Annotated in this window: 18 protein-coding genes and 1 riboswitch; of the genes, 2 read left to right on the top strand and 16 right to left on the bottom strand. The window is 40.8% G+C overall.

The features are described from left to right. Positions 1 to 8: 8 nt before the first annotated feature. From glmM to SOI76_RS00780, 4 genes are all read right to left on the bottom strand, one after another. Positions 9 to 1,346, bottom strand: coding sequence for a phosphoglucosamine mutase (gene glmM / locus SOI76_RS00795; protein WP_104080040.1), 1,338 nt, complete (start codon positions 1,344 to 1,346; stop codon positions 9 to 11). Positions 1,347 to 1,495: 149 nt separating this feature from the next. Further along, the gene (gene guaB / locus SOI76_RS00790; RefSeq protein ID WP_104080039.1) at positions 1,496 to 2,962 is read right to left on the bottom strand and encodes an IMP dehydrogenase; all 1,467 of its coding nucleotides are present in this window, start codon (positions 2,960 to 2,962) and stop codon (positions 1,496 to 1,498) included. A 135-nt stretch (positions 2,963 to 3,097) separates the two neighbouring features. Then, positions 3,098 to 3,463 (bottom strand): YkgJ family cysteine cluster protein, encoded by a 366-nt coding sequence (locus tag SOI76_RS00785; RefSeq protein ID WP_104080038.1) that lies wholly within the window; start codon positions 3,461 to 3,463, stop codon positions 3,098 to 3,100. A gap of 89 nt (positions 3,464 to 3,552) precedes the next feature. After that, positions 3,553 to 4,350 (bottom strand): MBL fold metallo-hydrolase, encoded by a 798-nt coding sequence (locus SOI76_RS00780; RefSeq protein WP_104080037.1) that lies wholly within the window; start codon positions 4,348 to 4,350, stop codon positions 3,553 to 3,555. Between the two features lie 227 nt (positions 4,351 to 4,577). Between SOI76_RS00780 and SOI76_RS00775 the strand changes: the two genes are divergently transcribed. Beyond that, positions 4,578 to 6,734, top strand: a complete 2,157-nt coding sequence (locus SOI76_RS00775; protein WP_104080036.1) for a TonB-dependent siderophore receptor — start codon at positions 4,578 to 4,580, stop codon at positions 6,732 to 6,734. Between the two features lie 58 nt (positions 6,735 to 6,792). Here the strand turns inward: SOI76_RS00775 and SOI76_RS00770 are convergent, their stop codons facing one another. The 5 genes from SOI76_RS00770 to SOI76_RS00750 all read right to left on the bottom strand — a co-directional run bounded on the left by SOI76_RS00770 (position 6,793) and on the right by SOI76_RS00750 (position 13,676). Beyond that, the gene (locus SOI76_RS00770; RefSeq protein WP_005804434.1) at positions 6,793 to 7,368 is read right to left on the bottom strand and encodes a TMEM165/GDT1 family protein; all 576 of its coding nucleotides are present in this window, start codon (positions 7,366 to 7,368) and stop codon (positions 6,793 to 6,795) included. 15 nt (positions 7,369 to 7,383) lie between these two features. Next, positions 7,384 to 7,569: riboswitch (yybP-ykoY riboswitch) on the bottom strand. A 28-nt stretch (positions 7,570 to 7,597) separates the two neighbouring features. Then, positions 7,598 to 7,876, bottom strand: coding sequence for a hypothetical protein (locus SOI76_RS00765; protein WP_104080035.1), 279 nt, complete (start codon positions 7,874 to 7,876; stop codon positions 7,598 to 7,600). A gap of 147 nt (positions 7,877 to 8,023) precedes the next feature. Then, on the bottom strand, positions 8,024 to 10,015 hold the full coding sequence (gene aceF / locus SOI76_RS00760; protein WP_104080034.1) for a 2-oxo acid dehydrogenase subunit E2: 1,992 nt from the start codon (positions 10,013 to 10,015) through the stop codon (positions 8,024 to 8,026). A 2-nt stretch (positions 10,016 to 10,017) separates the two neighbouring features. Next, positions 10,018 to 12,735: a pyruvate dehydrogenase (acetyl-transferring), homodimeric type gene (gene aceE, locus SOI76_RS00755; protein ID WP_104080033.1), complete on the bottom strand. Its 2,718-nt coding sequence runs from the start codon at positions 12,733 to 12,735 to the stop codon at positions 10,018 to 10,020. A 248-nt stretch (positions 12,736 to 12,983) separates the two neighbouring features. Next, positions 12,984 to 13,676 (bottom strand): M23 family metallopeptidase, encoded by a 693-nt coding sequence (locus tag SOI76_RS00750; protein WP_016142757.1) that lies wholly within the window; start codon positions 13,674 to 13,676, stop codon positions 12,984 to 12,986. Positions 13,677 to 13,776: 100 nt separating this feature from the next. Between SOI76_RS00750 and SOI76_RS00745 the strand changes: the two genes are divergently transcribed. Beyond that, positions 13,777 to 14,223, top strand: coding sequence for a DciA family protein (locus SOI76_RS00745; RefSeq protein WP_081039217.1), 447 nt, complete (start codon positions 13,777 to 13,779; stop codon positions 14,221 to 14,223). A 97-nt stretch (positions 14,224 to 14,320) separates the two neighbouring features. Here the strand turns inward: SOI76_RS00745 and lpxC are convergent, their stop codons facing one another. The 7 genes from lpxC to murG all read right to left on the bottom strand — a co-directional run bounded on the left by lpxC (position 14,321) and on the right by murG (position 22,375). Then, positions 14,321 to 15,223 carry a UDP-3-O-acyl-N-acetylglucosamine deacetylase gene (gene lpxC, locus SOI76_RS00740; RefSeq protein ID WP_104080032.1) on the bottom strand — a complete coding sequence of 301 codons (903 nt, stop codon included), beginning with the start codon at positions 15,221 to 15,223 and terminating at the stop codon, positions 14,321 to 14,323. Positions 15,224 to 15,333: 110 nt separating this feature from the next. Continuing rightward, a complete protein-coding gene (ftsZ, locus tag SOI76_RS00735) occupies positions 15,334 to 16,509 on the bottom strand; it encodes a cell division protein FtsZ (protein WP_104080031.1) in 1,176 nt (391 codons plus the stop codon). A gap of 164 nt (positions 16,510 to 16,673) precedes the next feature. Continuing rightward, complete coding sequence (gene ftsA / locus SOI76_RS00730) at positions 16,674 to 17,936, bottom strand: cell division protein FtsA (protein ID WP_002122057.1); 1,263 nt, start codon at positions 17,934 to 17,936, stop codon at positions 16,674 to 16,676. A gap of 60 nt (positions 17,937 to 17,996) precedes the next feature. Then, positions 17,997 to 18,851 (bottom strand): cell division protein FtsQ/DivIB, encoded by an 855-nt coding sequence (gene ftsQ, locus SOI76_RS00725; RefSeq protein ID WP_086394796.1) that lies wholly within the window; start codon positions 18,849 to 18,851, stop codon positions 17,997 to 17,999. A gap of 2 nt (positions 18,852 to 18,853) precedes the next feature. Continuing rightward, the gene (gene ddlB / locus SOI76_RS00720) at positions 18,854 to 19,780 is read right to left on the bottom strand and encodes a D-alanine--D-alanine ligase (protein ID WP_032054508.1); all 927 of its coding nucleotides are present in this window, start codon (positions 19,778 to 19,780) and stop codon (positions 18,854 to 18,856) included. 37 nt (positions 19,781 to 19,817) lie between these two features. Beyond that, the gene (gene murC / locus SOI76_RS00715) at positions 19,818 to 21,266 is read right to left on the bottom strand and encodes a UDP-N-acetylmuramate--L-alanine ligase (RefSeq protein ID WP_002122011.1); all 1,449 of its coding nucleotides are present in this window, start codon (positions 21,264 to 21,266) and stop codon (positions 19,818 to 19,820) included. An 11-nt stretch (positions 21,267 to 21,277) separates the two neighbouring features. Beyond that, positions 21,278 to 22,375 (bottom strand): undecaprenyldiphospho-muramoylpentapeptide beta-N-acetylglucosaminyltransferase, encoded by a 1,098-nt coding sequence (murG, locus tag SOI76_RS00710; protein WP_045900539.1) that lies wholly within the window; start codon positions 22,373 to 22,375, stop codon positions 21,278 to 21,280. Positions 22,376 to 22,604 lie beyond the last annotated feature (229 nt).

Genomic DNA, 22,604 nt, shown 5'->3' with positions numbered 1-22,604 from the left:
TCATCACCTTACGCAACTTGTGCTTGTGAACGTACCGCATTTGCCAAGTGCTCAGCCAAAGCATTTACTTCTTGCTCGTTATCACCTTCAACCATGACACGAATCACAGGCTCAGTTCCTGATTTACGAATCAAGATACGACCACGGCCTTTAAGCTGCTCTTCTGCTTTATCAAATTCAGTAACCAATGCCGGAATTGAATACGGGTCAAGCATTTGTTCTAAACGTACATTCACAAGAATTTGCGGGAATAGTTTAAAGTCTTGAACCAGTTCATGAAGAGCCTTATTTTGCTCGACCATCACGGTTAAAACTTGAAGCGCTGCAATAATCGCATCACCAGTTGTGCTCTTGTCTAAAGTTAGAATATGACCAGAAGGCTCACCACCTGTTACCCAGCCGTTTTCTTCTAAAGCTTGTAATACATATCGGTCGCCAACCTTAGCACGTACAAAACCAACATTCGCTTTTTCAAGTGCAACTTCAAGTGCCATATTACTCATGACAGTACCAACAACACCTGCTGGTTTTTTCTGAGCTTGAGTCGCTAAAATATATAAAATATGGTCGCCATCAATTAAGTTACCAAACTTATCGACCATCACTACACGGTCAGCATCGCCATCAAAGGCAATCCCTAAATCTGCTTCGTGCTCAACTACTGCTTTTTGTAGGTTTTCAGGGTGAGTTGAGCCACAGCCTTCATTAATATTTAGGCCATCTGGCTCATTATATAAAGCAACAACTTTTGCCCCTAACTCACGAAAAACTGAAGGCCCAACGCTATATGCAGCGCCATGAGCACAGTCCAATACGATCTTTAAATTATTTAAGTCGAAATGGTAAGGGAAAGTAGATTTACAAAATTCAATATAGCGACCGTTTGCATCAGTTACGCGAACACTTTTACCTAAGTTTGCAGTATCCTCAATTAATAAATCTTTTTCTAATTCAAGGTTAATTTCTTCTTGCAACGAATCTGGTAATTTTTTGCCTTCGCTTGAGAAGAATTTAATACCATTATCAAAATATGGATTATGCGAAGCAGAGATAACAATACCTGCATGGGCATGTAAAGCACGAGTAAGGTGTGCAATTGCTGGTGTTGGTAATGGACCAAGTAAATGAACATACACGCCAGCAGCGTTCAAACCTGCCTGCAAAGCAGACTCTAAAATATAACCAGATAAACGAGTGTCTTTTCCTAATACAACAAGTGGCTTATTTTTCGGACTCGTTCGTTTTAATACCTTCCCTGCAGCAAAACCGAGTTTTAAAGCAAACTCTGGAGTAATAGGCATTTGCCCAAATTTTCCACGAATACCATCCGTTCCAAAATAACTCATAGCTTATCTCATTCTTACGCCACTTCAACCGTGGCTTACTTCATATATGGCAATTCCGCCATATTTCTTTTCGTCAAATTTACTTTACACCAAAAACAAAAAGCCGTCAGTGTAATGACGGCTTTCTTGATTGTTTTGGTTACCAAAATCTAACCAACACGATAGTTTGGAGCTTCTTTAGTAATCGTTACATCGTGAACATGTGACTCAGACATACCCGCTGAAGTAATTTTCACAAATTTCGCATTTTGGCGAAGGTCTTCAATTACTGATGAACCTGTATAACCCATTGATGAACGTAGACCACCCATCATTTGATGAACGATGTTACCCATTGGACCTTTATATGGAACACGACCTTCAATACCTTCTGGTACTAATTTTTCAGCACCCGCTTTTGAGTCTTGGAAATAACGGTCAGCAGAACCAGTTGCTCCCGCCATTGCGCCTAATGACCCCATACCGCGATATGCTTTGTAGTAACGACCTTGGAAAAACTCAACCTCGCCCGGTGCTTCTTCAGTACCAGCCAGAAGTGAACCCACCATGATCGTACTTGCACCTGCACCGATTGCTTTTGCCATATCGCCAGAGAAACGGATACCGCCATCTGCAATTAAAGGAATTTGATCTTTTAGTACATTAGCAACGCTGTCAATCGCAGAAATCTGTGGCATACCAATACCCGCCACAATACGTGTGGTACAGATAGAGCCAGGACCGATACCAACTTTTACAGCATCTGCGCCTGCATCTAATAATGCTAATGCAGCATCACCAGTTGCGATATTACCGCCAATCACTTGTACTTGTGGGAAGTTTTGTTTTACCCAACGTACACGTTCAATTACACCAGCTGAGTGACCATGTGCTGTGTCAACAACAATAACGTCTACGCCAGCTTCAACTAACGCTTCCACACGACTTGGAGTCTCAACACCTGTACCTACCGCAGCACCAACACGTAAACGGCCAAGATCATCTTTACAACTGTTTGGATAACTCTCAGCTTTACGGAAGTCAGTTACTGTAATTAGGCCTTTAAGCTCATTGTTTTCACCAACGACCAAGACTTTTTCAATACGATGCTTTTGCAATAATGCTTGAATATTTTCTTTAGATTCGCCTTCACGTACAGTCACCAAGCGATCTTGGCCTGTCATGATGTTACTAACTGGTTGTTCTAAATTAGTTTCAAAACGCGTATCACGGCCTGTCACAATACCAACAACCTTGCCGTCTTTCACAACAGGTACACCGCTAATGTTATTAGCATTGGTAATTGCAATTAGTTCACGTACTGTAGTTTCAGGCGTTACAGTGATAGGATCTTTCACCATACCCGCTTCAAATTTCTTAACACGGCGTACTTCTGCAGCTTGAGCAGCAATATCCATGTTTTTGTGCAAAATCCCGATACCACCATTTTGTGACATTGCAATCGCCATACGTGACTCAGTCACTGTATCCATTGCCGCTGAAACTAATGGGATATTTAAATGAATGCCGCGAGTTAAACGTGTCTTTAAAGAGACATCTTTTGGGAGAACAGTAGAGTAGGCAGGAAGTAATAAGACATCATCGAAGGTTAGCGCTTCTTGAACGATGGTCAGCATAACAATCTCACTGGTAAATTCCGTGAGCTATTATAAACAAATTTCGATGCAATTTTCATATAATCTTTGCCTTTTTCAGCAATAGATGTCCAGCTACTCTAAATATTTCCCACTTATTATCATGTTAGCTGATATTTAACTCACCTGATCATAGTCGTGATCATTCTCTGAATCTGCTAGGCTAACTTGAATAAGAGGAATAAGCTGATGCGCTAAACGAGCCTTATTACATTGCTCATCAGCAATCTGCACCTCTCTACAGGTAGAACTACGTGCAGCATAGATGGTACAACCCACCTCTTTACCAATTTCACCCGTCAAAGCCTGACACCGCGGCTCAGGCTGATTGGTTCCACGCATACAAGAATAAACAGGTGTCAAAGGTTCAACTAGATGTTCATCTATTACCTCGGCCTCGGCCCAGTAAAATGAAACCCGAAAATGTGCACAACATGCCCCACAGCGTAGGCACTCATCTGGAGTCGCAACTTGAGATAACATTTTATTCAAATTCTCGTCATCAAAAATTTTTCTGCGACGGAAAATACTAAAAAAATTCAAATTGGACTCAAGATAATGAATCGCATTTTTTAGGTTGGACAACTAAAAACCTGTTCTGTCATCAAATCAACACCACAAGCTAACGTTTCAATCCAGTCTAAAAACTGATTGACCATTTCTTTACCCATAAATGGACTACCGTGCTGAGGCACAATCATTTCGATATCCATCTGGCGCACCATATTGACCCACAAACGGATAACCTTATTAGAGCACATATAACGTTGATGAAAGGCTTTCATTTTCATGACGTGCGTATCGAAATCTTTTAAAGGCTGATTAGCATCTTCAACAATCGAGGCGCCCATATCACCCGAAAATAAAATTTTAGCGACTGGATCATAAAACTGGAAATTACCCACCGAATGTAGAAAATGTGCAGGAATCACCACAAGCTTTGACTCGCCCAATTGAATCACTTGGCCACGGTCAGGCAATTCAATAAGGCGGTCTTCCCAATTACCTTTCATACGATCACTCATAAATGAGGAATTTAGGTGCGGTAAGAATCGTGCCCATAATTTTGACGCCACGACTTTAGCGTCGGTATAGACTAACCAGCGTGGCATTGAGGTAATAATGTCCGGATCCTGATGCGAAGCCATCACATAGTCCAAATTTTTTAATCGAGTATATTTATTTAATTCCATTGTTAATGGAACATAGGTCAAATCGCCACCTGGGTCGATTACAGCAGCACGTTCATGGTCAATAATTAAAAATTGATTGGCTTGGATACCTTCCCCTTTGACCAAACTGGTAAAACTAATACATTTATGTACGCCATTATCAAATAATATCTGCGACGTTGTTTTTTCAACCCCCATAAAATTCCCCAAAAAAGCTTTGAATATTAAATATTTTTATATCCATGATAAAATAAAGGGATTCAACAACTCTTGCAATGAATTGTTTGATTTTTCTCATAATATTTTAAAATGGATTTGGATTTTCTTATTTTAGAAATGAATCATAATGTTATTTAAAATTAATTCGCAATAAATTAAAATAATTCTCATTATCAAATTTACTTTTTGTGCTGCTTAGGCCTCCCATGACTCAACCCTTCCGTTTTTCGACTTCAAAAACATTGTTAGCAGTTGCTATTTTTACTTCGATGACAGCAAGTCACGCTGAAGAAATAACAGAACAAGGAAATTCAACCAATGTCCTACCCACAATTTCTGTTCAAGCGCAAAAAGAAAGCACTTCACCTTATGTCGCAACGAAAGCAAACTCTGCCTTAAAATCAGATGCACCCTTATTTAAAACTGCTCAGTCGGTTTCGGTAGTAACCCGCGAACAGCTTGACCAGAAACAAGCAAGAACTTTAGCAGATGCACTTGAAGGTGTCGCAGGCGTAGAAGCTGGGAAACTTGGTCGTCGTGGTTGGGATGATTTTGTTATTCGAGGACAAACTTCTTCTGATTCAGTTTATGTAGATGGCTTAAGAGTAGGCCAAAATACGTATGTTGCTACTGAGTTATCAGGCATGGATCAGGTACAAGTTTTAAAAGGGCCTGCATCTATTAATTTTGGTTTGGTTGCTCCAGGAGGCATGGTCAACTTAGTGACTAAACGCCCTCAAGCTGAAAGCTTTGCTCGGGCCAGTATGACTTATGGCAGCTACAACCTTAAAGAAGGAACGTTCGATTTAAACTATAGCCCTAATAATAGTGAAAAAGGTGCTTTCCGTTTAAATGGTCGTATCTCGGATCAAGATGACCCAACAGATTATGTATATTTTAAAAATTACTACATTTCCCCCTCTTATAACTTTGACTTAGGGGATAACACTGATCTATCTGTCATCGCAAGCTATCAGCATCGCGAATACATTCGTCAACAAGGCTTACCTGTCATTGGTACATTAAAAGATAACCCTAACGGCGCTATAGACCGAAGTTTATATATTGGCGATCCTAATTTTGGTAAATATGAAGCAGATGTTTACCGCACAGGTTATACCTTTAAACACGCTTTTGATAATGGTTGGAACTTTAATCAGAACTTTGCCGTACAAAAAACTGAAATGGATGGTACTGCTGTCTTTGCTCGCACGGGCAGCAACTTTTGGGCAAAAAACAAACAAGGTGAAATTGACTACACAACCATTAGCCGTAAAAATAATAGCCGCCACCAAATTATTGATAATTTAAGCTTTGCCATCGATAACCGTTTAAATAAACAGTTTGATTTATATGGCATGCAACACGACCTTAATATTGGGGTAGATGGTTTTCAGGAAAAAAGTGATTACACCAATGATAAATACGATATTGGCGATTTAAATATCTATGACCCCGTTTACGGTCAAAATGTAAAATTGACTCAAAATGTTCGTGATATCAACCGTCTCAAATATTTAGGGCTTTATTTACGTGACCGCATTCAGCTTAATGACCAATTACTTTTAAGCTTATCTGGTCGTCAAGACTGGGCTCAAACTCAAACTACAAGTTTGGTTAATAGCAATACGAGTAAACAATCAGACAATGCATTTACGGGCAGTGCCTCTGTCATGTATACCCTTAATGACATTGTGGCTCCTTATGTCAGCTATGCCACTTCATTTACCCCAAATAGCGGTACTGATGTAAATAATAATCCATTCAAACCTGAAGAAGGGAAACAGGTTGAAGTCGGAATGAAATTACAAAGCCCAGATCAACGAGTTCAAGGTGCTATCGCTTGGTATGATTTAAAACGTCAGAACGTAGTAGTTAATGATTCAGTAAATCCAAATGAAAAAGTACAACGTGGTGAACAGTTAACTCGTGGTATCGAGACTGAGCTCAGCGCAGAAATTTTAGAAGGTTTAAAATTAACAGCTGCTTATACCTACACAATTGATGCTGAAATTAGTAAAGATGCAAACGTGAGCAATGTAGGAAAAGCACTCGACAATATTCCTGAGCATGCTTATAGCTTATCAGTGCGTTATAAATTTGACCCTGCCTCAAAACTTGGTTGGTATGTCGGCGGTGGATTCCGAGGTGAAACCTATAAAACTATGGATAAATTAGATGTCCATATTCCAGGCTATACCGTATTTGATACAGAAGCTGGCTATGATGCAGGACATTGGGGTGCTCAACTTGCGATCCGTAATCTATTCGATAAAGATTACTATGCAGGCGCCTTAAATGAAAATTTGGTGACTTTAGGTAATCCACGTCAAATTAACTTTACTGTGAAATTTAACTATTAAAATTAACTATAAAAAACGCACTCGATTCGAGTGCGTTTTTTTGGCGGCTTAAAATGTGTTAAAAGAAATAATGCTGTACTAAAGTAGAGATACCTACAATTAAGAAAATAGCAGCACCAATTTTATGAATGAGCGAGATAGATAAACGTTCAGCCAATTTATTACCAATAAATACAGCAGGTGCATTAGCAATCATCATTCCTAAGGTTGTACCTAACATCACCCAAAAGATGCTGTCGTAACGTGCAGCTAAAGCGACTGTTGCTATTTGGGTTTTATCGCCAATTTCAGCCAAGAAAAATAGAATAAAGGTTGCGCCAAAAACACCAAACTTTTGCCATCTATTAATACTATCTGTTTCATCATCGAGCTTATCTGGAATAAGCATCCAGAACGCCATACCAATGAAACCAGCTGCAAGAACCCAGACTAAGATTTCGGGGCTCAACACGGTCGTAATCCACTGTCCAAGTACAGCAGAAATACCATGATTAATTAGAGTCGCTAAAAGAATCGCAATAAGAATAGGGATTGGCTTACGGAAACGTGCAGACAGTAAAAGGGCCAATAATTGGGTTTTATCGCCCATTTCAGCGAGGGCAACAATTGAAGTAGAAATCAGAAATTCTTGCATGTCGTTTCTCTGGCTAGCATAAATGCCCATGACCTACCTCTCCTGCTAGCCAAATATCTGCAGAGTGGTAAATCAAAGGTCTTGCCAACTCGGAAACGATGAGACGTTTAAGCTATGATGACCATGTTCTGTTGAACAATTATGTTGATCATCACCTATTCATTTAGAAATGAATAGCGGCTACTCCCCAATGAAGTATGTGCTCATTATATTCGAGCAATTCTATTTTTCAAATAAAAAATTTTATCCATGCCCAAACCAACAGTCGACCTAAACCCAATAATAAAGCTAAACAAATACTTAAGTTAATAAATCCAAAATTATTAATACCAGTTACGTGCTGAGACTGAAATTCAAATGGCAAAATAAGCATAGCTACAAATATTTCCAAGCCCATTGCAACGTAAGTCATCCATTCCCAAGGAAAGTGTAAAATACTCACCCACAATCCCATTAATAAAAATACAATTAATAGAATCGGCACCATGATTTTTAAAAATCCTACCATTTATTCTTTCTCCTTTACCGACTAACGAGAAACTTCTCCTCTCTCGACACTTCATTTTTCGTCTTTAGATTAACTTAAAACCAATTAAATTAAATATCAAAATAAAACCCCGCCGAAGCGAGGTTTTTAATGATTCATTTAAAAATATTAGATTAATAAAGTACGAATATCTTTAAGCAGTTTCGTAAGTTTATTAGTAAAGCGAGCAGCATCTGCACCATTAATTACACGGTGGTCATAAGACAACGACAATGGCAACATTAAGCGTGGATCAAAGTCTTTACCATTCCAAACAGGCTGCATTGTTGCAGGTGAAATACCTAAAATTGCAACCTGTGGCCAGTTCACAAGTGGTGTAAATGATGTGCCACCAATTGAACCCAAGCTTGTGATCGTGAAGTTCGCACCTTGTAAGTCTTTCGGTGTTAATTTCTTATCACGTGCTTTTTTACTCAACTCACCTAACTCAATAGCGATTTGCTTAATTGATTTTTGGTCAGGATTACGTAGTACTGGTACTGTCAAACCATCTGGTGTTGCAACAGCAATACCCATATGGATTTCATTACGGAGCAATACAGATTTCTGATCATCTGCTAAGTGGCCTGCAAAATAAGGCTCTTCTTTCAACAAGTGCGCTAACGCTTTTGCAATGAATGCTAAGATTGTTAAGCTAATACCTTGTTTCTTAAAGCCGTCTTTTAACTCACCACGCCAAGCTTCTAACTCAGTAATATCAGCAAGATCAAACTGAGTTACCTGTGGAATATAGTTGTTTAAAGACAACTGTGGCACAGAGACTTGCTGTAAACGAGTCATCGGCTTCACTTCACCGCCACCAAAAGCAGTAAAGTCAGGTAATGATGGTAATCCAGCTGGCGCTGCAGCAGCTTGAGCAACAGGTGCTGCTTGTGGTGCAGTTAAACGAGTCTTCACATATGCAAAGATATCTTCTTTAACAACACGACCATGTTCACCAGAAGTCTTAACTTGAGATAAAACTACACCAAGCTCACGAGCAAGCTTACGCACAGCAGGGCCTGCATAAACTTTAGCGTTTTCGGCTTCTTGTTCTTTGGTTAATTTATCATTACCAGAAGAGGCTGGAGCAGACACTGCTTGAGTCGGAGTAGGAGTTGCCGCTTTAGGCGCTGCTGCCTGTGGAGCTGGAGCTGATTCTGCTTTCGCCGCTGGTGCAGCAGCAGGCGCTTGGCCTTCAGCTTCAATTGTTGCCAGCAATACACCTTGTGAAACTTGTTGGCCTGCTTGCAAGTGAATTGCTTTCACAACACCAGCAACAGTACTTGGAACTTCCACAGTTGCTTTATCTGACTCAACAACAACAAGGCTTTGGTCTACATCAACTTTATCACCAACTTGAACCAAGATTTCAGCAACAACAGCTTTATCTACACCCAAATCAGGAACATTGATATCAACTGAACCAGACTGAGCTGGAGCCGCTGCCACAGTTTCTTGCTTTGCAGCAATCGGTTCTGCTACCGCAGCTGGAGCTGGTGTAGTACCAGGAGCTTCTGCTTGCGCATTAGATGCAGCTGCTGTTTTCACTTGAATAAGAACAACACCTTCTTTAACTGTATCGCCTTCTTTAACTTGAATGCTTTCTACAGTACCTGCAACACTGCTTGGTACTTCTACAGTTGCTTTGTCAGACTCAACCACAACGATGCTTTGTTCAACATCGATTTGCTCGCCAACTTTTACTAAAATTTCACCAACAAGTGCTTTTTCAACACCAATATCGGGAACTTGAACTTCAACCACTTGACTAGTTGTTGCAGTTGCTGGTTGAGCTGCCGTTGTAGACTGTTGTGCCGCTGCTGGCGCTGCAGTTTGTTCAGCTGCTGGTGCAGTCTTTGGAGCCTCTTCTGCTTGAGCTGCAGGTGCAGCTCCTTCAGCTTCAAGTTCAAGCAATACCGTACCTTCAGTTACGCTATCACCTTCTTTGATTAGGATGCTTTTTACTACACCTGCTGAAGTGCTAGGCACTTCAACAGAGGCTTTATCTGACTCAAGCAAAACAAGGCTGTCATTTTCTGCAATGCTGTCGCCAACTTTTACTAAAATTTCAGCAACAACTGCTTTATCTACACCAATATCAGGGGTCTTAATTTGCATGCTTAGTTCCCCTCACCTGTTTGCGTTTCATTATATTCAGCAACTGCTTGAACTTCTGGATGCGCTTGAGGAGCCCATGCCACCGGACGGTCAGTATCTAACTCAAAGTTAGAAATTGCGTCTTTAACCAAACGTGCATCTACTTCACCTTCGTCAGCTAATTTTTTCAAAGTAGCAACAACGATATGTGCAGCGTCAACACCAAAGAAACTACGTAAGTTAGCACGTGTATCTGAACGACCGTATCCATCTGTACCTAATGCAACAAATGGACGGCCATCTGGAAGATAAGCACGGATTTGTTCGCTATAAGCACGCATATGGTCAGTTGCTGAAACAACGATACCTTCTGTACCACGTAACTGTTTAGATACCCATGATTCTTTCACTTCTTCAGAAAGTGGGTGTAAACGGTTATATTCTTCACATGCCATACCATCACGTGACAACTCATTGAAGCTTGTTACACTCCAAACGTTTGAATGGATTTGGTATTCATCACGTAAGATTTTCGCAGCTTTGATCACTTCACGAAGAATCACACCTGAACCAAGTAATTGGACAGTTGCTTTTTCATCTTTTTCGAACAAGTACATACCACGTTTAATGCCTTCCTCAGCGCCTTCAGGCATTGCAGGATGCTCGTAGTTTTCGTTCATTACAGTTAAGTAGTAGAACACACGCTCTTGGTTCACATACATACGTTTTAAACCGTCATGTACGATTACAGCTAACTCATAACCAAAACATGGATCATAAGATACACAGTTTGGAATCGTGTTCGCCAAGATATGCGAATGACCATCTTGGTGCTGTAGACCTTCACCGTTCAACGTTGTACGACCAGCAGTTGCACCTAACAAGAAACCTTGAGCTTGCGCATCACCAGCTGCCCACGCAATGTCACCAATACGTTGGAAACCGAACATTGAGTAGTACATATACATTGGAATCATTGGCAAGTTATTCGTTGAATAACTTGTTGCCAACGCAGCCCATGCACTCATCGCACCAGCTTCGTTAATCCCTTCTTGAAGCATGTGACCGTCACTTGCTTCACGGTAATGCATTAACTGTTCTTGGTCTTCTGGCGTATATTTTTGACCATGAGCGGCATAGATACCGAGCTGACGGAACATACCTTCTAGACCAAAAGTACGTGCTTCATCTGGAACGATTGGTACTACGCGGTCTTTAATCGCTTTTTCTTTGAGTAAAGAAGCAATTAAACGAACCATGACCATAGTGGTAGACTGTTCTTTACCACCTGAACCATTTAATACAGCATCAAATACAGATAATTCAGGAATCGCTAAAGTTTCACTCTCACGACGACGTGCAGGTAGGTAACCACCTAATGCTTCACGACGCGCCTTCATATACTTCATTTCTGGAGAGTTTTCACTTGGGCGGTAGAATGGAAGCTCTTCTAACTTATCGTCTGTAAATGGAAGGTTGAAACGGTCACGTACATATTTTAAAGAGTCGATCTGCATTTTTTTGATTTGGTGAGTTTTGTTCACCGCTTCAATTTCTTCGGACAAACCGTAACCTTTAACAGTTTTCGCAAGAATAACTGTTGGTTGACCTTTGGCTTTCATTGCTTCTGCATATGCAGCAAACACTTTGTAAGGGTCGTGACCACCACGGTTGAGATTATCGATGTCTTCATCGCTTAAATCTTTTACAAGTTCCGCAGCTTCTGGGTACTTGCCAAAGAATTTCTCACGTGTATATGCACCACCTTTCACTTGATAGCGTTGGTACTCACCATCAACTGTTTCTTCCATTACCGCTTTCAAAGCGCCTGAGGTGTCTTTTGCAAGAAGTGGGTCCCAATGACGGCCCCATACAACTTTAATTACACGCCAGCCTGCGCCACGGAATAAAGATTCTAACTCTTGAATGATTTTACCGTTACCACGTACCGGACCATCTAGACGCTGTAAGTTACAGTTAACAACCCAGATAAGGTTATCAAGCTTTTCACGACCAGCAAGTGAAATTGCACCAGTACTTTCTGGCTCATCCATCTCACCGTCGCCAAGATAAGCCCAAACTTTACGATCTTCTTCTTTGATCAAGCCGCGGTTCATCAAATATTTTTGAATGTGCGCTTGATAAATTGACATGATTGGACCAAGACCCATTGATACGGTTGGGAATTGCCAATAGTCAGGCATTAAATATGGATGTGGATAGCTTGGTAAACCGTTACCGCCAACTTCACGGCGGAAATTACTTAACTGTTCTTCAGTTAAACGTCCTTCAAGGAATGAACGTGCATAAATACCAGGAGCACAGTGTCCTTGGTAATAAATCATATCTCCGCCAAAATTATTGCTGTTTGCGCGGAAGAAATGGTTAAAACCTACGTCATATAATGTTGCACTTGATGCGAAGCTCGCCAAGTGTCCACCTAAATCATCACCTGTTTTATTCGCACGAAGTACCATTGCTAAGGCATTCCAACGAATCAATGCACGAATACGGCGTTCCATATCTTGGTCGCCTGGCATTGCAGGTTGTTCTTCAACAGAAATTGTATTTAAGTAAGGTGTATTGAGACGTTGAATTGGAACATGCTTAGCAATTGCTTGTTGGTAAAGTTTTTCCAACAAGAATGCCGCTCGTTCAGTTCCCATATGTTGTAAAACTGAATCGAATGCATCTTGCCATTCTTGGGTTTCTTGTGCGTCGGAGTCACCGTAAAACGCCATAATTCACCTGTTCCTTGTTCTCTAATCTACTTTGTATTTTTACCACGTTTTACCCCTTTCAAGTTATTGCCTCGGGTGAATGTGAGGGGGCTCTATTATTTTCTGAATGAATAGTCATTGACCGAGCATTAAACAAAATAACAAAAAAACGCCAATAATGGCGTTTTTTTATACAATCTTTACGTTAAAAAAGGTTTAGCTTAGTTTTAGATTCATAAATTTAATAACCTTACTTTTTTAACTATGTTTTATGGAAGCATCGCTAAGTAAGTCGTTGGGTTCTTACGTTGACCATCTTTCACTACTTCATAATGTAAATGTGGGCCAGTACAACGACCTGTACAACCTACATTAGCAATATGCTCGCCTGCTGACACTTGGTCGCCTACACGAACCATTAAACGTGAAGCATGAGCGTAACGCGTTAAGTAACCATTGCCGTGGTTAATTTCAACATATTGACCATAGCCAGTGCCCCAACCAGATTTAGTTACGATACCTGGGCCTGTAGCATAGATTGGTGTGCCACTCGGAGCAGCCATATCTAAACCACCATGATGTTCTGCACGACCACCCATGGTGCGACCACCAAAGTTTGAAGAAACTCGTACAGTATCAGGAAGAGGATGAGAAACTAACCAAGAGTAAGAATTTGAAGAAGAGGCATTAAAAGAATTCTTTGCAGTCGCATTACCGTACTTCTTTGCAAGCGACTCATTGTTGAGTTCAACTGTTTTTTGGCGTAAGGTCACTGAAACTTTCGCACTCGCCGGAAGATCTAAATCGTCAGGATGAGTATATGAACCTTGAGATAATGTTTTTGATAGCTGTTCCAATCGATCTGAGTCAGTAGATTGGTTAATTGTTTGATAATCTGCAAAAGCAACTGATGCTGCCGAAGCGGCAAGTGAAAACGCTAATAAAATACGACGCGTGTGCATAAAAACCTCTTGAAACTGTTCTTACTCAAGTTCCTTATGATCTCTTCCTTGATATCGATTGAAATGAACGCTTAAGATGAAGACAATAATCCATCCGAGAATGAACATGTCTAAACCCGATAACGTTTTTCAACAAACCGGAAAACACATAAAAACAGGAAACCTTACGTTTCTAACAACGCAAGTCGCGCAATGGCAAAGACTTACGAAAATTATCCAACCCTTATTACCCCAACCGGAACAATGGCAGGTCGTGTGTTATCAAAATGGTTCTTTAATCATTACTGGTGAAAATCAAGCGATGATCAGTCAACTCAGTTACTTACAGAACCAATATGTATCTAAATTATCTCAACTTGAAGGGTTGAAAGACTTACAAAGAATTCAGGTTCGCTTGAGAAATAAAAACACTCCCAATACACCCTCATCTGAGCCCTCTAAACCCATCCCCCCGGAAACACAAGAAATGTTACGTAGTGCAGCCGACTTCGTGAGCGACCCTAAGCTTAGCCAAGCTTTACTACGTTTGGCAAGCAATAAAAAATGATCAGCTTTCTATTTCTTAATTAGAATCGTTCTTATTATGTGATTATAATCACACTTTTAAATGTTACATTATAACATAGCCAAGTAAAGACAATGACTTATGTCACGCTGACATATGGAATTGGACACTGATTCTCGTCATCAAATGTTACAATTTCATAACTACTCGGATCACTTTGAACATTGCGTAACAACTGATTATTTAAAGCATGTCCTGATTTATAGCCATCAAACTTGGCAATAATTTGATGACCAAGCAAATACAAATCACCAACTGCATCTAAAATCTTATGTCTAACAAATTCATCGGCGAAACGTAAGCCTTCTTCGTTGACGACCCCTGTATCATCTACACCAATCGCATTATCCAAACTTGCGCCTAGCGCTAAATTGTTTGCTTTCAGATAATCTAGATCTTTCATGAAACCAAATGTACGTGCTTCACTAACTTCATAAACAAAAGTTTCTGTCGAAAAGTCAATCGTCGCGGATTGATATTCTTTGGCAAACGCCGGATGGTCAAAATCAATCGTGAAATTTAATTGAAAACCATTATGAGGACTGAAAATTGCTTTCTTATCATCAATCAGTGCTTCAACTGGTTTTAATATTCTTATAAATTTTTTCGGTGCATCTAGTTCACGTAATCCACCTTGCATTAAAAGGTAAATAAATGGACCGGCACTACCATCCATAATTGGAACTTCAGAAGCAGATACTTCAACAATCAGGTTATCAATTCCTAAACCTGCAATTGCACTCATTACATGCTCAATTGTGCCTACTTTTATATCTCCGGTTACCAAGTTGGAGCACATAAAAGCTTCTTGGATGAGCAATGCATTAGCAGGGATATCGACTGGCGGATCCAAATCGATACGGCGAAATACAATACCTCCATCCACGGTATGTGGAATGAAATTGATCATCACTTTTTGACCGCTATGAAGACCTATTCCACTCGCTTTTACCACACGATTGAGAGTACGCTGTTTCACCATGCTTTGTAACTTCTTTTTTAAAACCGCTATACGTTAGCATATTTAGTCATTGATCAAAAATAAAAAAAGGCAGTGTTTAAACACTGCCCTTCATTAAATCTAACGATAATTTACTTACGTTGCTGATTTTTCAAGTAATCTTGAATACTCATTGGAGAAGAACGCGGAGTAGAACTTGCTGTGCTACTGACTTCATTATCGGCGTTTTGACGCTTATTAATTGCAGGAACATCATCTTCATCAATAGATTGAGCTGATTGACTCGATGCATGGCTTACCGTGTTACGCTTTCTCGGTTCAGCGTCTGCTGCATTACGAGTTAAACCAGTTGCAATCACTGTTACACGTAATTCATCACGTGCATCTGGATCAAATACTGTCCCGTAGAAGATTTCGCCTTCATCAAGGTCAACAATCTGGTTCACAACATCAGTAATGATTTCTGTTTCACGTAACGTAATATCATCACCACCCGTAATGTTAATTAACACACCTTTGGCATTAATAATATTAACATTATCAAGTAATGGACTACGGATCGCTTGTTCAGCAGCTTGACGTGCACGATCTTCACCACGACCTAAACCAGCACCCATCATTGCGTAACCGCGAGTGCTCATTGCAGTTTTCAAATCGGCGAAGTCAAGGTTAATGTGACCACGGTTAACAACCAAGTCAAAGATACTACGTACAGCGTTTAACAATACATCATCAGCTTTTTTATAAGCATCTTTCATTGAAATATCACCATATACGCTCAATAAGCGTTGGTTAGGGATAATAATCAATGAATCAACATGTGCTTCAAGTGCTTCAATACCGCGTTCAGCAGATTTTAAACGACGACGGCCTTCAAAGTTAAATGGAGTTGTAACTACGCCAACGGTCAAAATACCCATTTCTTTAGCAACTTCAGCCACAACAGGCGCTGCACCAGTACCTGTACCACCACCCATACCAGCGGTAACGAAAACCATATCGGTACCTTCAAGGTGGTGACGAATGATTTCACGGCTTTCTTCTGCTGCAACTTGCCCTACTTCAGGGTTAGCACCAGCACCTAGACCACGTGTACTTTGCTCGCCTAACTGAATTTTGAAAGGTGCATTCATACAGTCCAGTGCTTGTTTGTCTGTATTGGCACAAACGAATTTAACACCTTGAATATCAGACTGCACCATATGTTGAACGGCATTACCGCCACCACCACCTACACCAAATACAGTGAAACGGGCTTGACCGTTGCCATCGTTTAGTTCATCTTCTATAAATTCAAATGAGGCCATGACCTTTAGGGTTCCTAATACATTATGGCAGTCACTTCAGCCCGTATACTGCCTTGATTTTCAAAAATAACTAATTTTAAGAATGCTGTGCAATACCAACCTTGTCAAGTACAGCGGTTTTCTCTTACAACTTCCTAACAATTCTACCAATAAATACATACATCCTAAAAAATGGCTTTTAACTTGCTATTAAACGCATTCCAGCCATTTACCATTCGTTCCCATACCGAACGGTCATTTGCCTCTTCAGGCTCTTCAACAGCATCTTGCAACTCACTTTGGCTAAACATGAGCAAACCAGCTGCTGTTGCATACATAGAACGACGTAAGGCTGCTTGATGTTGATCATCAGCATAAACCTGTAACGGCGGATTACCCAAATGTGCAGATACACCCAACATACGACGAGCTAAACTCACCATACCTTCTATTTGACAAGCATCCCCTGTCAATACTACCCCATGGTATAAACCATGAATTGCACCGCTTTGTTCGAGTTCATCGCGAATCTGGCTAAAGATCTCTTCATAACGGGCAATAATAATTTCTGACAACTCAATCCGGCTAATGGTTTGAGGGCCATCAATTCCTTCTACTTGAATCATGTGATCTGGCTTAACAGCACTTAAATCGACGCAACCATGTAGAATTTTAATTCGTTCAGCTTCTTCTGTCGTAGTTTGCAATACAGCAGCAATATCACGTGTGACATGCTCACCACCACGTTGCAATGTACGCGCCAGAGCTAAACGTCCATCAAGATAAACTGCAAGATTGGTAATGCCTGCGCCAATATCAACCAGACAAACACCGTACTCTTTTTCATCTTTCAGCAAGCTTGCCTCAGCGGTTGCCAGACAAGACACCACCATTTTTTCAACCCCGATATTTGCACCTTTCATGGCACGATCAAGGTTTTGCATAGTCGCTATAGGCATCATCATTAACTGATAATGTCCAGTCATACTATGGGCAGTCATATTAATTGGATTCTGCACCCATTCAGCAGAATCACCCAATTCAAAACCTAACGGCACTGCACTTGCTAAATAGTAATCCGAAGTCACATGACTTGCTTTTGCCAATTCTAACGCGCGCACAACTTCATTTGTTGTAATCACATGTGCTGGATTAGATACTGGTGTGCGACCAGAGGCATAAAAGCTTTGCAGCTCGGTACTCGGAATAGATACCCAGGCGCTATGAATGCGACATTCGGCCATATTTTCCGCTTCTGCAACAGCATTTTTAATCGCAGCAATGACTTTATCGAGGCTTACAATTTTTCCTTTATTCATGCCTCGATTGCGAGCAGTTGCCATACCGATAACTTGAATGTTATCCGGCGCATGAATTTTTCCAATCAAAACTGAAACTTTATGCGTCCCAATGTCAATCGCAACAACTGAGGGAACAGCTTCACTCATCACTCATACCATTTCTTTGTTGTTTAATACCAGGCAAATTGCCTATTTTAAAGCCACGTATTATGGCTTTGCTTTTGTTCCACCTGCAATGCTTGTGTCATCAATCGTTACAACAAACTGACCATTCACAATTTTAGGTGGTGTTGCGTTCTTCCATTGAATAGATAATCCATTACGATATCGCAAATCAATGGCTGAGATTTTCGGCCACACTTGTTTTAAGTCAGATTGTGCCAAATGACTTAAACGTTGCAACTTATTCATTGTTTGATCTTGGTCAACAATAATGCGTAAACCAGAGTCAAACTGCATAAACCAAGTCATTCGCTCAGTCAGATATAACTCTTTTAAGCGTAAATTGACAGGATGGAATAATTGATTAATTTCATTATAGCGTCGCATCATCATTTTTGACTGACTTACCGGCCCATGAAGCAACGGAAGTTCAGGATGAATTGTTGGCTCCGCCTCACTAAATACATCGCCTCCATCGCTTAACAAGCGACCTGTTCCCCAACGGGCGATAGCATGTCGAGGCATGACACGAACACGAATACCATTGGGCCAAGCACGAGATACAACAACTCGGTCTACCCATGAAATTTCTAATGTTTTGTCACGAATCTGCTCTAAATCAGATGTGAAATAATTTGCTTTTATAATTGGAGCAACATGTTGCATCACTTGTTGGGTTTCAACAGAAGATGCTGAACCTACAACTTCTAGTTTTGCAACTGTTGCATCTGTAATAACTTTATATAACCCATAAATCCCGACTGCCAGCACTACAAAAGCAATAACCAACAGCACCCATCCACCAGCATTCGCAAGTTTCTGCTTACGCGTAGGCGGTTTATCATGAATAGAGGTGATGGCCGCACGTTTACGGCGCATGGAAGCCGGAAGTTGTGCCATATTTAAGCCGTACCTTCCAATGTTTGCTCAAGAATCGCAACACACAATTCATCAAAGCTATAACCAACCGCTTTAGCAGCTTTTGGAACTAAAGAGTGACTGGTCATACCTGGAACAGTGTTTACTTCTAAAAGCCAGAAATTACCTTGCTCATCCTGCATCGCATCAATACGACCCCAGCCTTCTGCACCCACCGCCTGAAAAGCACGTAAACACAATGCTTGTAGGTTTTTCTCTTCAGCCTCACTGAGACCACAAGGAATACCATACTCTACATCATTACGTTGATATTTCGCTTCATAGTCGTAGAAAGCTACATCTGCTGGTGGTTGCAAACGAATAACCGGCAAAGGCTGCCCATTGAGGAATGAAATTGTGAATTCACGACCAGTGATCCATTTTTCTGCCATCACCACAGCATCGTGCTGAGTCGCTTTTTCAATTGCTGCTGCAAAGTCTTCTGCTTTCTCAACCTTACTCATGCCGACACTTGAGCCTTCATGTACAGGTTTAATAATGACAGGTAAACCTAACTCAGCAATCACCGCATCTAAATCTGTTTCTTTAGTAATAATACGATATGGCGCTGTAGGTAAATCGCTACCTTGCCAGATTTGCTTGGTTTTAACTTTATCCATGCCAATAGCAGAACCTTGCACGCCTGTTCCTGTATAAGGCAGATTTAACCATTCAAGCACACCTTGAATTTGGCCATCTTCACCGCCGCGACCATGCAATACAATAAATGCACGATCATAATTTACAAGTTCAGTCACACTGCGGTCTTGTGGATCAAATGCTTCAGCCTGAACACCTGAACGTAACAAAGCGTCCAAAACTGCCTGACCACTATCCAAAGACACAGCACGCTCAGCCGATTTCCCACCAAACAACACGGCAACTTTGCCGAATTTTGTAGCATTTGACACGTTTAAATCCTTAACCCGATTATTCAATACTTTTTGTTTATTTCACATACAAATGGTGTTGTGCAAGTTCTACTGAAATTGCTCCCACGTTACCCGCACCTTGTGTTAATAACAAGTCATTTGGTTGTAACACATTTTGCATGATGTTTTGCAAATTACCTTCAACCGGATCGACCAAAATCGGCTCTACTTGTCCACGTAAACGAATACTACGCGCTAAAGTACGGCTGTCTGCACCCACAATAGGTTTTTCACCAGCTGGGTAAACTTCCAATAATAATAATTGGTCGACTTGAGAGAGCACTTCAATGAAGTCATCAAAACAATCGCGAGTACGAGAGTAACGGTGTGGTTGGAACAACATAACCAAACGACGATCCGGATGGCTTTGGCGAGCAGCTTTAATAGTTGCTTCTACTTCTTTCGGATGATGTCCATAGTCATCAACTAACTTAACGTTGCCATCAGCAAGTTCAAATTCACCTTGCACTTGGAAGCGGCGACCTACACCACTAAATCCTTCTAATGCACGGCTAATTGCATCATCAGAAACACCTTCATCTGTTGCAACACCAATTGCTGCTAAGGCATTTAAAACATTATGTAAGCCTGGTTGATTAATTGTTAAACGCAATGGTTCACGACCTTTACGCAACACAGTGAAGTGCGATTGCATACCATCTTGTTCAATATCAACTGCACGAATGTCATTATCTTCATTAAAACCATAAGTAATAACCGGACGGCCTACACGCGGCAAAATTTCACGAATGTTCGCATCATCACCACAAACTACAGCCAAACCATAAAATGGTAAGTTATGAAGGAACTGTACAAACGTATCTTTTAATTTATCAAAACTACCTTCATAGGTGTCCATATGGTCAGCATCGATATTGGTTACAATCGCTGCCATTGGTTGCAAATAAAGGAAAGATGCATCCGATTCATCAGCTTCAGCTACGATAAAACGGCTTTCACCTAAAGCCGCATTTACGCCTGTACTGTTAAGTAAGCCGCCAATAACATAAGTTGGATCAAGGTTTTCTTCCGCCAACATTGTCGTCAAAAGACTTGTGGTTGTAGTTTTACCATGTGTACCAGCCACAGCAATACCGTGACGGTAACGCATAAGCTCACCTAGCATTTCTGCACGACGTACAATTGGAACACGCTGTTCAATTGCAGCTTTAATTTCCGGATTTTCTGGATCAATTGCTGTAGAAACTACAAGCACATTGGCATTTTTAATATTTTCCGGTTGATGGCCAATATAAACTTTGATGCCATTTTTCTCTAATTGTTCTGTAGTTTTAGACGCTTTAATGTCTGAACCGGAAATTTTATAGCCTTGGTTGCCCAATACCTCTGCAATGCCACACATCCCAGCGCCACCGATCCCCACAAAATGAATGTGTTTGATACGGCGCATTTCAGGCACTTTAATCAGTTTTTTTGCTTGGTTCGCAGCTGTTGATGGAGACATAGTAAATCCGATTACATTTTTTGGATAAGATCAACCACATGCTGAGTTGCATTTGGTTGGGCATGTTGACGCGCTTTCACTGCCATTTCTGTAAGTAATTGGCGATTCATCAGCGTAGTAAACAATTGATTTAAAACTTCTGGTGTCATAGTCGATTGCTGGCAAATTTTTGCAGCACCGACATCGGCCAGAAATTTGGCATTTGCAGTTTGGTGGTCATCCACCGCAATAGGAAGCGGTACAAAAACTGCTGCAACACCAGCTGTTGCTACTTCTGTCACAGTTAAAGCACCAGCACGGCAAATAATCAGGTCTGCTTCGCTATAAGCTTTCGCCATATCTTCAATAAACGGCAAAACCTGTACGGTCAAATTTGCTGGTACGTCTGCGTACAAAGCTTGAGTTGCTTCAACCTGTTGCTGACCACATTGATGGAAAATATTCAGTGGAACTTCAAGTTGTTTTAATGCCGGAGGTAAGCGTTCATTCAGTGCTTTTGCACCTAAAGAGCCGCCCACAATTAAAATATTTAACGGCTTACCCGCTTGCTCGCGTTCATCATAGCGCCACTTTGGACTTAAGATATCAGTGATTTCACGACGTACCGGATTGCCGGTTGTCACTACTTTTTCGCTAGCAGGAAATGTATTTGGAAACGCTTCACATACCACTTTAGCAACACGGGATAACTGTGCATTGGTAAATCCTGCAACCGCATTTTGCTCATGGATGAGAACAGGAATACCTAATAAACGCGCTGCTAGCCCACCCGGGCCTGCCACATATCCCCCAAAGCCTGCAACAGCATCCACTTTAAGCTGTTTCATATAGCGCATTGCACTAAAAGTTGCTTTTAAAATTTTAAAAGGTGCAGCAAGTTTACGGATCACTCCGTTTCCACGCACACCTTGAATATCAATTTGATAAATTGGAATATTTTGATCTTTTAATAAACGATTTTCCATACCTGTTGGCGTGGCTAACCATGAAACTTGACAACCTTGTTGTTGAAGTTGTTTGGCTACGGCGAGGGCTGGAAAAACATGTCCACCAGTACCGGCAGCCATCATCATGACATGTTTAGGTTTGCTTTGCTGTGAATCGGTCACGGTCTAATTCTTCAACTCAAAAAACAATGGAAATTGTCATCTATTTTTGTAGCCGTTTATTTTAATCCTAAAGCTTCATTAACGAAAAGCGAATTTCACTCGTTTATAACAGAAAGATGTGCTTTTTTGAAAATATGCCTACAAAGCGCTAGCGTATTTCATATTGTGATTTTATTAATTCATATATTTTCGGGTGATTTCCAATAATAAGCTTAGGAAACCGCCCGAA

Origin of the sequence: Acinetobacter pittii, assembly GCF_034064985.1 — a bacterium.
GTDB lineage: Bacteria > Pseudomonadota > Gammaproteobacteria > Pseudomonadales > Moraxellaceae > Acinetobacter > Acinetobacter pittii_H.
The sequence above is the reverse complement of the archived record's forward strand: the minus strand, read 5'-3'. Positions and strand labels throughout refer to the sequence as shown.

Bases quoted from the DNA above. Each gene is read 5' to 3' on its own strand.
- ftsQ (WP_086394796.1), bottom strand. From the start codon at position 18,851: ATGGCACAACTTCCGGCTTCCATGCGCCGTAAACGTGCGGCCATCACC.
- SOI76_RS00780 (WP_104080037.1), bottom strand. From the start codon at position 4,350: ATGGGGGTTGAAAAAACAACGTCGCAGATATTATTTGATAATGGCGTA.
- glmM (WP_104080040.1), bottom strand. From the start codon at position 1,346: ATGAGTTATTTTGGAACGGATGGTATTCGTGGAAAATTTGGGCAAATG.
- guaB (WP_104080039.1), bottom strand. From the start codon at position 2,962: ATGCTGACCATCGTTCAAGAAGCGCTAACCTTCGATGATGTCTTATTA.
- lpxC (WP_104080032.1), bottom strand. From the start codon at position 15,223: ATGGTGAAACAGCGTACTCTCAATCGTGTGGTAAAAGCGAGTGGAATA.
- SOI76_RS00785 (WP_104080038.1), bottom strand. From the start codon at position 3,463: ATGTTATCTCAAGTTGCGACTCCAGATGAGTGCCTACGCTGTGGGGCA.
- SOI76_RS00775 (WP_104080036.1), top strand. From the start codon at position 4,578: ATGACTCAACCCTTCCGTTTTTCGACTTCAAAAACATTGTTAGCAGTT.
- aceF (WP_104080034.1), bottom strand. From the start codon at position 10,015: ATGCAAATTAAGACCCCTGATATTGGTGTAGATAAAGCAGTTGTTGCT.
- SOI76_RS00765 (WP_104080035.1), bottom strand. From the start codon at position 7,876: ATGGTAGGATTTTTAAAAATCATGGTGCCGATTCTATTAATTGTATTT.
- SOI76_RS00750 (WP_016142757.1), bottom strand. From the start codon at position 13,676: ATGCACACGCGTCGTATTTTATTAGCGTTTTCACTTGCCGCTTCGGCA.
- ftsA (WP_002122057.1), bottom strand. From the start codon at position 17,936: ATGAGTGAAGCTGTTCCCTCAGTTGTTGCGATTGACATTGGGACGCAT.
- SOI76_RS00745 (WP_081039217.1), top strand. From the start codon at position 13,777: ATGAACATGTCTAAACCCGATAACGTTTTTCAACAAACCGGAAAACAC.
- aceE (WP_104080033.1), bottom strand. From the start codon at position 12,735: ATGGCGTTTTACGGTGACTCCGACGCACAAGAAACCCAAGAATGGCAA.
- murC (WP_002122011.1), bottom strand. From the start codon at position 21,266: ATGTCTCCATCAACAGCTGCGAACCAAGCAAAAAAACTGATTAAAGTG.
- ftsZ (WP_104080031.1), bottom strand. From the start codon at position 16,509: ATGGCCTCATTTGAATTTATAGAAGATGAACTAAACGATGGCAACGGT.
- SOI76_RS00770 (WP_005804434.1), bottom strand. From the start codon at position 7,368: ATGCAAGAATTTCTGATTTCTACTTCAATTGTTGCCCTCGCTGAAATG.